Annotated in this window: 9 protein-coding genes; 2 read left to right on the forward strand and 7 right to left on the reverse strand. The window is 37.3% G+C overall.

What is annotated here, in order from left to right:
- The first annotated feature begins 78 nt into the window (after positions 1-78).
- Together M0Q17_RS03870 and M0Q17_RS03875 are read left to right on the forward strand one after the other, a co-directional pair.
- A complete protein-coding gene (locus tag M0Q17_RS03870; RefSeq protein WP_295083484.1) occupies positions 79-1,773 on the forward strand; it encodes a BamA/TamA family outer membrane protein in 1,695 nt (564 codons plus the stop codon).
- The gene (locus M0Q17_RS03875) at positions 1,770-4,421 is read left to right on the forward strand and encodes a translocation/assembly module TamB domain-containing protein (protein WP_295083486.1); all 2,652 of its coding nucleotides are present in this window, start codon (positions 1,770-1,772) and stop codon (positions 4,419-4,421) included. The genes M0Q17_RS03870 and M0Q17_RS03875 overlap by 4 nt, the downstream gene beginning before the upstream one ends.
- A 23-nt stretch (positions 4,422-4,444) precedes the next feature.
- Here the strand turns inward: M0Q17_RS03875 and M0Q17_RS03880 are convergent, their stop codons facing one another.
- The 7 genes from M0Q17_RS03880 to hisS form a co-directional block, all read right to left on the reverse strand.
- Positions 4,445-5,320 (reverse strand): universal stress protein, encoded by an 876-nt coding sequence (locus M0Q17_RS03880; RefSeq protein WP_295083489.1) that lies wholly within the window; start codon positions 5,318-5,320, stop codon positions 4,445-4,447.
- A gap of 3 nt (positions 5,321-5,323) precedes the next feature.
- A complete protein-coding gene (locus M0Q17_RS03885; protein WP_295083491.1) occupies positions 5,324-6,820 on the reverse strand; it encodes a SulP family inorganic anion transporter in 1,497 nt (498 codons plus the stop codon).
- A gap of 100 nt (positions 6,821-6,920) precedes the next feature.
- Positions 6,921-8,090, reverse strand: a complete 1,170-nt coding sequence (locus M0Q17_RS03890) for a pyridoxal phosphate-dependent aminotransferase (RefSeq protein ID WP_295083493.1) — start codon at positions 8,088-8,090, stop codon at positions 6,921-6,923.
- Between the two features lie 76 nt (positions 8,091-8,166).
- Positions 8,167-8,868 (reverse strand): serine O-acetyltransferase, encoded by a 702-nt coding sequence (cysE, locus tag M0Q17_RS03895; protein WP_295083495.1) that lies wholly within the window; start codon positions 8,866-8,868, stop codon positions 8,167-8,169.
- Between the two features lie 9 nt (positions 8,869-8,877).
- Entirely contained in the window at positions 8,878-10,707 is a 1,830-nt protein-coding gene (gene speA, locus M0Q17_RS03900) for a biosynthetic arginine decarboxylase (RefSeq protein WP_295083497.1), read from the reverse strand.
- A 2-nt stretch (positions 10,708-10,709) separates the two neighbouring features.
- Entirely contained in the window at positions 10,710-12,443 is a 1,734-nt protein-coding gene (locus M0Q17_RS03905) for an FMN-binding glutamate synthase family protein (RefSeq protein ID WP_295083499.1), read from the reverse strand.
- Positions 12,443-13,516, reverse strand: a 1,074-nt coding sequence (hisS, locus tag M0Q17_RS03910) for a histidine--tRNA ligase (RefSeq protein WP_295083501.1), incomplete at its 5' end; no start/stop codon positions are given. The genes hisS and M0Q17_RS03905, both read right to left, overlap by 1 nt.

A 13,516-nucleotide genomic window follows, 5' to 3' on the forward strand; every position in this document is an offset into this window, starting at 1 on the left:
AACAACTAGCTCTAAATGGGCTTGAGTACCCTCACTTTTAGGTATTGCTCATTTAGCGTGATAAATAATGGAGTGTAGTTGAAAAAAAAACTTTTAGCCTTTTTTCTTTTTTGTACACTCCTCCTCGCTGATGCTCCTCTGCTTTTTTTTAGTAAAAACAAAGAGATCTCATCGAGAGAGCTTTATGATGCACTAGAGTTACACAAACCCCATTTTTTTGAATTTTATGTCGATGAACCTACGCTAGAGTTAAAAGATATAGAACTGACCATGCAGGCATTAAAAGATTACTATAAATCAAAAGGCTTTTACCATGCGGCTATATCTTATGTGAGTGATGATAACTCTATAACCTTCCTTATCAAGGAGAATGAGCCTATCCTCATAAGAAGCCTAACTTATATAGCGGGGTTGGATATAAGTAAAAAAATACCTTTTAAAGAGGGCGATATTTTTGATGCAAATAAATTCGTGCAGAGCAAAAATGATATAAAACTTCTCTATGCAAACAGCAGTTATTGTCGTGTAGAGCTAGATGCAAAGGCTTGGATAGATATAGAACAAAATAGTGCTTATTTAGCATATGAGGTTTTGCAAAATGAGAAATGCTACTTTGGAAAAATAGATGTAAAACCATCTACTAGTATAGATAGCAAGACACTTGAGTCTTTTTTATATATGCAAGAGGGCGAACTTTTTTCAGCTAAGAAGATAGCTGATAGTTATGGAAATTTGTATGGCTATGAGGGAATATCAAAGGCTATAATCAGCACAAGCATAAAGAAAAACAACACCGTTGATATAGTTTTAACGGCTATAGAGAATGAAAAACCTATTCGTTTTAAAGCCGGAGCAGGGGCAAGCAGTGACGAGGGTGTTATGTTTTTACTCGGGCTAAAACATAGAAATTTTTTAGGCAATCTAAAGACGATAGGTATTGAGACAAGGGTAACTCAAATTAAGCAGACAATCAAAGCAAATTTTGACATGCCACTGCTAAATAAAAATTTTACAGGTTCCGAGATAGGCTATGAGAATGAGGATTTTCTCACTTTTAAAGAGAGCAGAGTTTTTGCAGATTTTTACCTTTTACAAAAAAGAGTTCCTCACGCTTTTAAAGAGAGTCTTTTTTTTGATAAGTCAAAAACTTATGATAGCGATGATACAGCGCTTACTCCGGAGTATTCGCTCTTTTTAATCTCTCCTAAGTTAGAGTGGAGTTATGACACGAGAGATAAGATACTAGACCCGACAAACGGATACTTCATAAACTCCCAGATTATGGGTTCTATAAAGAGCGATATATCAGATGCTACCTACTATAGATTTAAGGCTGCCGGAGGCTACATTATTCCTGTGGATGATTATATAGTGGGATTAAGAGCAGCTTTTGCAACGCTGGATGTAAAAGATGGATTCGTTCCTGCCTCTTATCATTTTTTTGCAGGTGGCATGCATAGCAACCGCGCATATGGATATAGAAAGCTAGGTCCAACGGATAGCAGAAATAACCCAATGGGCTCAGACTCTATTTTAGAGGCAACGGCTGAAATAAGATTTGATATCTATGGGGATTTAAGAGGAGTCGTATTTAGCGACAATACATATTTGGGCAACGAGAGCATGCCGAGTTATGACAATGGATACTACAGCGCAGGAGTGGGACTTCGTTATAAAACACCTATTGGACCTATCGCCATTGATGTTGGTTTTGATATACAAAATCCTACAAAACAGTATGCAATCCATTTTCATATCGGGGAGCTGTTTTGATAAAAAAAGCCTATACTTTTTTACACTTTACGACTCTGTTTGCACTCTTTATAACAGCTGTTTTGCTCTTTGTTTTATTTCAAAAAGATGTTGTGCCCTATTTAGCACAGAAGTATCTCAAGGAGTATGATGTTGAGTACAAATATGTGGAGGGAACGCTCTTTAGCGGCGTTGTGTTAAAGGGAGTAAAATATAAAAATAGCGTAGAGATTGAGGAATTAAAAGTAGAGTACAATCTTTTAATGCTTATAAAACCTACTCCAAGACTCAAACGCTTAAGAGCATCAGGAGTTTATATAGATGCAGATAAACTTTTAAAGCTCTCAGGCGATGATGCCTCCTCCTCAACTTTTGCTCTAAATATCTCGAAGCTCAATATAGATAGAGCAAAGATAGAATACAAGAAGGAGATATACTCGCTTAATCTAAACGCTTCGGATGTGAGCATTCGAGATAAAATAGATATTCAAAAAATAGCGCTGCAAGCTAAGACTCCTTATGCCCACATATCACTTGAGGGAAATGTTAAAGCAAATATAGCAAGAGGTAAATCAACTGTCGTAGTAGATGCGAAGATGCAAAGCAAATATCTTGATTTTTTGATATATACGCCAAGTGAACTTGAAGTTATTTTTGACATAACAACTAAAAAAGCTGACTTAAAAACATCTATAAAAAATATTACTTTTAAAGATATAAAATTACTTACTCTTAATAATCTAAACCTCAATATGATTTACAGCTTTGATGATGATTTTTTTACTCTCCTCTCAAGCCATACTCTCTCTTATGAGGGAAGTGAGGTGTCTCTTAAGCAGGAGAGTTTGATTACGCTTGATGGAAAAATTGAGTCGAAAATAGAAGCAGAAATTTTAAAAGATGAGATTGGATTGCCCTTTGAGAGTTTTGCTGTAAAAATAAAAAGAGACGACACTGCCACAGAGGCACTATTTAGCGCAAAAGATATTGACCTAAATCTACAGACGAAAGATTTTCAAACCTTTTTGTTAAAAGCTAAGACTCTTTATGCAGATTTGGATGCAAAGCTTAAGATAGAAGGTGATGCTTCAACGCTTAGGGGCGAACTCTATTTGAAAAGTGATGCTCCTTATCTCAAGGAGTACAAGATAGAGAGATTTTCTAAACTTAATCTATTTGTATCAAAAAACAAAGAGGAGATAAAGGCAGATATAAGTGCGGATATATTCTCTTTAACGCTGCTTAGAGATGAAAAAGGAGTTACGGGAGTAGCCAAAGTAGGTTCTAGCAAGTTTGATATAAAAGCGAACTTGGAGAAAAAATATCTAAAAGTAGAGTCAAAGATAGAGTCCTTAAAAAAAGTTTTCTCAGAACTAAAAATAAGCATACCAAACGAAAGCTTCTTCTTTGATGCGAGCGCTAAAATAAAAGCGGAGATATCTTATGAAAAGAGATTACAAGTAGATGCAAGAGTAGATATTCCTTGGTATAGATTGGAGTTAGACTCTAAAAATATATATACAGGAAAAGACGCTTTTTTTGAATTTTTATATGCAGATAAAGAGCTTTGGGTTAAAAGATATTTCTTTAAAGCTATGGGACATGAAATATACTCAAATAAAATCTCAAGAATAGGCATATCTGAAAACGGCGATATGGAGCTTAAGGAGTTTTGGATTTATGATAATCTTCCTGTAAAAGGAGCGCTAAAAACCTCAGACATGAGTGCAGATGTCAGCATCAAGAGTGATAGATTTACTTATGTTTGTGAGGATGCCAATATTAGTGCAAAAATGGATTTACAAGTAAAAATTCAGGGCAGCGATATGCAGAGTGTTGATGGCGACATTGAACTGCTAGAGGGGGTTGTTAAGTATGCTCCTAAAAAGGAGTACGCAATCGGTGATGAAGATATTATAATAATTCAAGATATGAAAGATGATGAAAAAAAAGCACTCAACAGATCGCTAAATATCCGCATAAGCTCGTTAAAACCGATTCGCTACAAGATAAAAGAGGTAGATGTTTTGTTTACCCCGAATTTAATACTCTATAAGGAGCCTGATGCTTTGATGCAGCTTCTTGGAACGCTACATATACACAGTGGAAGCGTAACTATAAGTGAAAGAGAGTTTGAGTTTGATGAGAGTGAGATATATTTTTATGATGAGAAGTTTACAAATCCATACCTGAACCTAAATCTTCACTACTACACGCTTAATAATATAGATATAGAGATATATATAACAAACAGAGTAAACTCTCCTATAATCATCTTATCCTCAAACCCATACCTGAGTCAGGATGATATCATCTCTTACATACTCTTTGGCAGCAATACATCATCGGCTTTTGATACGACGGATAAAGGTTCTAAAACGCAGTTAAGCACTCTTGCTTTAGGAGCCGGTTTAAAAGAACTTTTCAACAAGTCAACAAGCTTAAAGATAGATACGCTCAATATTCTTACAAATGAGGACGGGACGCTTGGATATGAGATAGGAAAACGTTTTAGTAAAAATATTCGAGTCGTTTATAAAAATGATGCTATCTCAACTATAATTTTGCAATACAGTTTAAGCAAATCAATAAGAGTGGACGTAGATATAAAGGAGACAGGGCAGGGAGTAGGAATCTTTTATATAAAAGATTTTAAATTAAAGGAGTGAGTAAAAATCCGCTGCCCTAGAGGTTATTTTAAAATAATAAGAGGAATTTTTACATTTTGCATAAGCTTAGTTGTAAAACTTCCAAAAAGAGCACTTCTTAGTTTGCCGTGGCTGTAGGAGCCTATTGCCAAGATGTCTATGCTGTTTTTGTCAATGCTCTCTAAAATATCTTCAAGCGCATCTCCTGATTTTTGAATAAATTCGCACCTTAGCTCACTCTCTTTTACAATCTCTCTTGCTTGCTTTATCAGTGCATTTGATCTGCTTTTATCGTTGTTGCTGTTAAGTAGATATCTTGTTATGTTTCTACCTAGCATCGGGGAGGAGGAGACCTCTTCTAAAGCTCTTATTGAGCCGCTTTCGCCGTTAAAAGCTATCATTACGTTCTTTATGGGAGTGTACTCTTTATTTACTAAAATTATTGGGGCATCAACATCTCTTATAATATTTTCTACATGTGAGCCTATTTGAGTGCTATCATTCATGTGATCTGTTCCTGATATGCCAAAAATTACCACTCTGAGCTTATCTTCAAGCTCCTTGAGATTTTCATACAGAGTGCCGTGTCTTTGAATAACAGTGATGTTTTTAAAGCCGCTCTCTTGTACTCTTTGTTTTAACTTCTTTAAAACTTCTTTGCTATGGTTTATGGTTTGTCTATTTTTTAAGGCATCTTCACTTGAGAGTTCATGGAGCAAATCATCTCTTTCGCCAAGAGAAATATTCCCCGAGAGGTTTGCGGCAAAGGAGCTGCTTGGATGCTCTATCGTGTTGAGTAAAACCAGAGTTAAGTTCAGCTCCTTTGCTATATGAAGAGCATAATCACATACTGCCTCTGAGTATTTTGAGCCGTCTATGCAGGCAAAAACAGCCTTTTGCATATTCTTTATATATTGCATATCTTAATGTCCTCCCATAACTTTTTCTATCTCGCCGGGTTTGTCGTGTATGCCAAATCTATCAATAATAGTGCTACTCGCCTCATTTTGCCCGATAAGGGTAACATTAGCACCCTCACGACGAAGCTTTATAACTACTTTATCAAGCGCGTAAACGGCAGAAATATCCCAGAAGTGAGCTCTTGTTAAGTCTATAATGATATTTTGAACAACTTCTTTAAAATCAAAAAACTCTACAAATCTCTCTGCGCTATTAAAAAATACCTGCCCTACTATTTTATACTCTCTTGTGTCTGTTACTTCATTATACAATGTTTCGTTGTACATAAAGTGGCTGATTTTGTTTGCAAAAAATAGAGATGCTAAAAGCACGCCTACAAAGACGCCGAGTGCTAAATTATGCGTCCATACAACAACTATAACTGTTGCTATCATAACAACGTTGGTAGATATCGGGAGAGTTTTTAGTTTTTTAATGCTTCCCCAGTCAAATGTTCCAATAGAGACCATAATCATAACTGCAACAAGCGCTGCCATGGGAATAATGGAAATCAAATCACTTAAAAATACAACCATGATAAGTAAAAAAAGACCCGCAAGTAGAGTTGATAGTCTTGTGCGTCCACCTGATTTTATGTTGATAACAGATTGACCTATCATGGCACAGCCTGCCATACCGCCCATAAAACCTGAAGCGATATTTGCCATACCTTGACCGCTGCACTCTCGGTTTTTATCACTCTTTGTGTCTGTTAAATCATCTACGATTGTAGCAGTCATTAAAGACTCAAGCAGACCGACTATTGCCAGTGAGACAGAGTAGGGGAGTATTATCATAAGTGTCTCAAAGTTAAACGGAATCTGAGGGATTAAAAATATAGGCAGAGTGTCCGGTAACTCTCCCATGTCGCCAACACTCCTTACATCTATGCCAAATACAATAACAACTAAAGTAATTGCTACAATAGTTACAAGTGGGGAGGGAAGCAGAACCCCGATTTTAGGGATATATGGAAAAAGGTAGATGATGCCAAGACCTGCAAGTGTAAGTGCATATACGTGCCAAGATACGTTTGTAAGTTCAGGAAGTTGCGCCATAAAGATTAGTATGGCAAGTGCGTTGACAAAACCGACAACGACTGCGCGGGGAACAAAACTCATAAGTCTTCCAAGCTTAAAGTATCCCGCAATCATCTGCAAAATTCCAGTCAGTACCGTAGCCGCAAGGAGATACTCTAAGCCGTACTCTTTTACAAGGGTAACCATCAAAAGAGCCATCGCGCCAGTTGCCGCACTAATCATTCCCGGGCGACCGCCTACAAAAGCGATAACAACAGCAATACAAAAAGAAGCATAAAGTCCTACTTTTGGATCAACTCCTGCAATGATGGAAAATGCTATAGCCTCGGGTATGAGAGCGAGTGCGACGACTAAGCCAGAGAGGGTGTCATTTTTGACATTAGAAAACCACTCCTCTTTTTTAAAATATTTATGTAACAAATATATTTCCTTTTTTAGCTCTTTTGATTTCTAAATAAATGAGGATTTTATCTCTGCAAGATATATGCAGAGATAAATAGAGTGAAATTTAAAAATATTTTTATGCTTTTAACTCTTGAGTAAACTCTTTAATGCGTTTGATACCTTTGCGGATGCTTTCTATATCGGTTGCAAAACTAAATCTAAAGTATCCTTCGCTTCCAAAACCAACTCCCGGAACTACTGCTACACCTTTTTTCTCTAAAAGCTCTTTGCAAAATTGCATAGAGTCATTACTAAACTCTTTTATGTTTACAAAAAGATAAAAAGCGCCATCAGGCTTGTAAACGCTTAGCCCGTCAATTGCGTTAATTAGCTTTACAGCCTCATCACGGCGCTCTTTAAATGCAACTCTCATCATCTCTATCTCTGCATCAGCAGAACCGTCTAATCCTGCTATTGCCGCTTTTTGCGTGATTGAGTTAATGTTTGAAGTGCTTTGGCTTTGAAGTTTTTTTGTAGCTTGGATAAGCTCTGTGTTGTGAGCTGCCATGTAGCCAAATCTCCAACCTGTCATCGCCACTGATTTACTAAGACCGTTTATAGTTACCGTTCTTTTGTACATATCTTCGCTAACTGCTGCCGCAGAGGTAAACTCTCCATCATAGATAAGTTTTTCATACATCTCATCGCTTGCAACGATTACGTCGGTGCCTTCTAGCACCTTTCCGATAGCTTCAAGCTCAGATTTTGAATAGACTGTACCTGTCGGGTTTGACGGGCTTGTTAGAACTATCATTTTTGTCTTTGGCGTAAGCGCATCTTGGAGCTGCTTTGGAGTTATTTTAAATGCATTGTCATCATGTGTTTGTATCTCTACAACAGTTCCGCCGTAATAAATAACAAGCTCAGGATATGTTACCCAGTATGGAGAGGGAATAATTACTTCATCGCCTTTTTGGATAACCGCCGCAAAAAGATTAAAAAGAGAGTGTTTAGCACCATTGTTGGTGATTATCTGATTTGGCGCATAAGTAAGGTTGTTATCTCTTTTGAGTTTATTTGCAATAGCAGCTTTAAGTGTAGGAATACCATCAACTGCGGTATATTTTGTAAAACCTTCATTGATGGCTGCGATAGCAGCATCTTTAATGACGCGAGGCGTATCAAAGTCAGGCTCACCTGCTGAAAAACTGATGACATCTTTACCCTGTGCTTTTAGTTCACCGGCAAGTGTTGAAATGGCAATTGTGATTGACTCAGAAAGAGAATTTATACGATCCGTTAGCATAAGCAGCCCTTTTTTAAAATATAGGGCGAATTATACTAAAATAATCAGATATGTGAGCTGTTATCTCTATAAGTTTTTAGTTTTTCATCGCGCGGATAAATGATTCATAGATTTTTTCTAAGTGCAGATCCTGCTCAAGAAGCTCTTTGTTGTCTTCAACCAAGATGTGCTCAAGTACGGCAACACGTTTAAGAAGATACTCAAACATCTCTTTGTTGATATCAGGAAGAAGGTTGTGCATAAGCGGATCTCTGCATCTGCCTTTTTCTATGACATTTGCTGGAATCCCTATTGCGGTAGCATTGTCTGGAACAGTTTTAACAACAACAGAGTTAGCACCTATTTTTGCATACTCTCCGATTGTGATATTTCCTAGCACTTTTGCTCCTGCTCCTATTACGGCACCCTTTTTTATAGTCGGATGTCTTTTGCCTTGTGTAAGAGAAACACCTCCAAGAGTGACACCTTGGTATATTAAAACATCATCTTCTATAATGGTAGTTTGACCGATTACAACCCCAAAACCATGATCTATAAAAACTCTTTTTCCGATTGTGGCACCAGGATGAATATCAATATTTGTAAAAAATTGGTTTAAACCCATAATCATTCTTGCAAGGCTTTTGAAGTTGGCTTTATAAAGTCTATTTGCTACTCTATACCAAGCTACAGCCCAGACACCGGGGTAATTAAATAAAAAGTCAAGCTTAGAGCTAAGGGCTGGATCATTTTTGTAAACATTGGAAAAGTCTTCTTTAATATCAGCATAAATTCCCAACGTTAACTCCTAGTTTGTAGTTCTTAAATAACCATTTTGACTTAAAAATAGTTCTAATTTTGCAAGTGTATCATTTTTTTCTTTCTCCGAAATAAAATCAGAGTTTAAGAGATCACTTTTAAGTTTATTTGAGAGTAGATTCGCATCGTACCCTATGGAGTCTAAGATGTCCAATATGCTTTTAGACTCAACGGCATTTTTAATCTCATAGGTGTACTCATCAATCGTAATGGTGTATTCGCTAGGATGAGTAAAGAGGTTATGGTTCATTCCTAATGTTTCTTGATATGCACCGACATTGAAAAAGCCTAAAAAATACTCCTCTTCATCAAGGTTTACGTCATGGAGATAAAGAGGTTTATCAGGGTTAAAACCTATCTCTCCGTCACTATCACATGTGATATCCCACAGTGATGCCGCTCTTAGCGGGGTTGTGTTTAGGTGATGCAGAGGCATAACGGGAAAGTGCTGCCCCAATCCCCAGTAATCAGGCAAACTTTGAAATATTGATGCGTTGATAAGATATCTCTCCTGCAACTTTACTTGAAGCTGTGCCAGCTCATCTGTAGGATTTGATGATTTTAGATATAGAGCTTTTTTTATAATATTATGAACCAAAATCTCTGCGTTTGAGCGGTCTTGAAGGTCAATATAGCCAAGATCAAAAAGTGTTAGCAGTGCTTCCATGTGATCTAGTGCATCGTGAAGGTACTCGATACAGTTGGTATTGTTTAGAAGATCATTTAACTCTATTAGCTCAACAAGAAGAGGGGGGTTAACTTTTTTAAAGTTCAATAGTTTCTCTTGATAATCCTGAGTAAATAGCTCTAAAACAGGTGTAATTAAGACGGCATGAGAAGCTACGATAAATCTTCCAGACTCTGTGAAAATATCTGGATGATCAACATTTTTTGCATTCATAATCCCGCCCAGCAAGAAAACAACACTGCTTGAAAACTCATCTATAGAGTAGTTTCTAGCACTTGACATTATGTGCTGATCATACTCAACAGCTAAGCCGCCGCCGATATTAATGCTCTTAAGAGATTCTGCGCCCATCTTCTTTAGCTCTGCATAGATATTTCCAGCTTCTCTAAGAGCTTTTTTAAGCGGTGCAATATCCGACATCTGCGAACCAATATGAAAATGAACCATGGTTAGTTTATCTAAAAGCTTAGCATCTTTTAAAAGTGATATTGCCTCTATGATTTCAGTAGAAGTAAGACCGAACTTAGCATCCATTCCGCCGCTTTTTGCCCAGATGCCGCTTCCTGTACTATGAAGCCTTACTCTGACTCCGATATTTGGAACTTTTAGGCTACACTCTTTTGCTACTTCTATAATCGTCTCAAGCTCTCCAAGCCCCTCTATGGTGATTGTAATGTTATGCCCGCTTTGAGCGGCTATAAAGCCAAGCGTAATCATCTCTTTATCTTTAAATCCGTTTACAGTTATGTTTGCGCCGGTTGGAGTCTTGCTCATAGCCAAAATCAGCTCAGCTTTTGAGCCGGCTTCTAGCCCATAATTGTACTGCGCCCCTTGAGAGGTTATCGCATCAACGGCATGAGGAAACTGATTTACCTTTAAAGGGAAAACAGCATTAAAGCGTCCTCTGTAGTTGTTTTGCTCTATAGCTTTATCAAAGTAGGAGTAAAGAGTTCTAATTTGGCTCTTTATTAAGTGTGGAAACCTAAGTAAAATAGGACCTCTTACATCATTTGAACGAATATCTTCAACTATTTGAAGAAGCGAGGGCATGCACTTGTAATTTAATTTTATTTGACCATCTTCAATAATGAAATTGTTGTTAGACCAAATATTAAGACCAAAGTTTTTCAAAATTATTCACCTATATGTAGTTTTTGATGAAAGTATTTATCTATATCAAAATATACTTCACCGCTTCTATTTTTAAAAGTAAGATGTTTCTTCTTAAGTTCGGATATGTGCTTAAGACCCATTACGCTAAGAAGAACCTTCATACTTTTGACAAGATTTTTATGATAGTGACCTATCTCTGCACCTTTTTTTATAACAAGGTAAGAGGCTCTTCTTTTTGGATCTTGAGTCGCCATACCGACTGGGCAGATGTGCGAGCCAAAACCAGAACACATTCTAGCACGAATACAGCCTCCGCTCATCATAAACCCTCTACCTATTCCTACCGCATCTGCACCCATAGCCATTGTTATTACCATGTCATCAGGAGTTAAAATCTTTCCGCTTGCAATTATCTTAATATCTTTGCGAAGATCATATTTTGAGAGGATTGTATCTAGAACATAAAGCGCGTTGTTTGTGTTTAAACCTACAGACTCCATAAGCTCAAGCGGAGCGGTAGCGCTTCCGCCTTCTCCGCTGTCTAAAGAGATAAAGTCAGGTATAGACTCTCCATTTTCTTTTCTTTTAGCAATCTCTTTTACCATATCTTCAACTGAATCTATATCTGATATTACAATTTTAAATCCTACCGGTTTTTTAGAGAGGTTTTGAAGTTTGTCAACAAAATCTAAAAGATGAGCAGTCGTATCTGCAAAAGGGAAGCGATTTGGCGAAAAGAGGTCTTTTCCCTCAGGAACTCCTCTGTAGTAAGCTATATCAGCCGATACTTTCGAGCCTGCCAACTTTCCTCCCGTCTGTTTAGCACCCTGAGCTATCTTAATCTCAGTCATGCGACAAAACTTCATAACCTTTTGATATCTCAGTTCATCAAATTTTCCGTTATTGTCTCTAACTCCGTAAAGACCTGAACTCATTTGAAAAATCATATTTGGGATATCGCTAGGAACCTCTTTTGGAAAGATTTCTAGGGGAGCACTCCAGTTTACACGAAAGAGTACATGTGATGCTTTATCGTAGATATAAGTGTTTTGAGTCTTTTTATTTAGTAAAATTGTTCTGTATGCCTTTAGAGCAAGTGCACCGTTGAAGAGTTTATTAACTACTTTAAAAACAACTTCTGAAAGCGCAGTGCTTTTTACAATTTCTAAATATTCGCAATTTTTGAGATCTGGTTTGTGAGTAAAGAGGTGATTTGACGTAAGAGAACCTTCTCCCGTGTTAATGGTAAGATTTGTTGTTGCTCCTGCAATTGAAAATGCTCTAACGGCTTCTGGGCTGAGCGCCCCATCACTCATGGCTGAACGTATTACAGGGGAGGCAGAAATAAATGGAATCTCTCTATCTTTACCAAAGGTAACGCTCACATCTTCACAAACTTCATCTTCATTTAAAACATTAGATGAGTGTTTAATGATAAATCTGGAGCTTTCAAAAGGTTGAGATACCGAAAAGGATTGATAGTTTGGAACATCTTTTGCGGCTTTATATACCCATTCAATTTTATCTCTTGATGCATAGAAGGACTCATCTGCAAAATATTGACGAAGTGGCTCTCTTAGCGCTTCAAAAAGATAGCGCATTCTGCCTATTATAGGGTAGTTAATCAAAAGCGAATGGCTTCTTTGTACATATTTATCATAAATAAACAAGTAGACTAAAAAAAGCAATAAAGCTAGTATGAAAAATTCGAAGAAGTCTATAAAAAAACTCCAAAGAGTATGAGTTAGTTCCATTAAAATTCCATTATTGATATAGTATTTTCAGTTTTGTCTTCTAGGTTTTTTATCCAGATATTTTTATCTCTCATCTCATTAGAGCCTATAACGGCACAATATTTTACGCCTGCTTTGTCTGCGGCTTTGAGATGGTTTTTGAGGTTTTTAGATTTGTAATCTACAATAACGATATCCGTTTCTCTTTTTTTATGGGCAATGTTTACAACCATGTCAACGGCTTCCTCGTCCATAGCACCTATGTAGTAGCCCTCTTTTGTGACTTGCGGCATCTTTATAAGCTCCATTAGTCTCTCTATACCCATCGCAAAACCAACGGCAGGAGTAGGGCGACCGTCTAAAAACTCTACAAGTCTATCGTATCTTCCGCCTCCTGCAATAGCGCTTTGGCTTCCTATCTCCTCACTTACAAACTCAAATGCGGTTTTTGAGTAGTAGTCTAAACCTCTTACTAGATTAGTGTTTATCTCATACTCAATTTTATTGTCGTTTAAAATTTTCTTTAGCATATTAAAATCATTTTCACATGACGAACAAAGATGATGCAAAAGCTTTGGCGCTGATACGTAAAGCTCCTGACATGAGCTGTTTTTGCAATCGAGCACTCTTATTGGATTAGTATCTACTCTGCGAATGCAATCTTCACAAATTCCATCTTCACACTCTTTTACAAAGTTAATCAGTTTCTTGCGATAATCGGGCATACAGTCGTTGCAGCCAAGCGAGTTAAGTTGAAGTTTGTAACTGATGCCAAGCGCTTTTAAAATGTCACTTACCATCATAATCATAGAAGCATCTTCGTAAACACTACTCTCCCCGAAGCTCTCAACTCCAAATTGGTGAAACTGTCTTAGTCTCCCTTTTTGCGGTCTCTCATATCTAAACATAGCTCCATGATAAAAAAAGCGGTGGATTCCGCCAGCACGGTCTAGTTTTTTTTGTATAAATGCGCGAACTACTCCTGCAGTTCCCTCTGGACGCAGACAAACATCATTGTCGCCTTTGTCGATAAACTGATACATCTCTTTTCCGACAATGTCACTTGATTCGCCTACGGAGCGCTTAAAAAGAGC

The sequence above is a fragment of the Sulfurimonas sp. genome, from assembly GCF_023229105.1.
GTDB lineage: Bacteria > Campylobacterota > Campylobacteria > Campylobacterales > Sulfurimonadaceae > Sulfurimonas.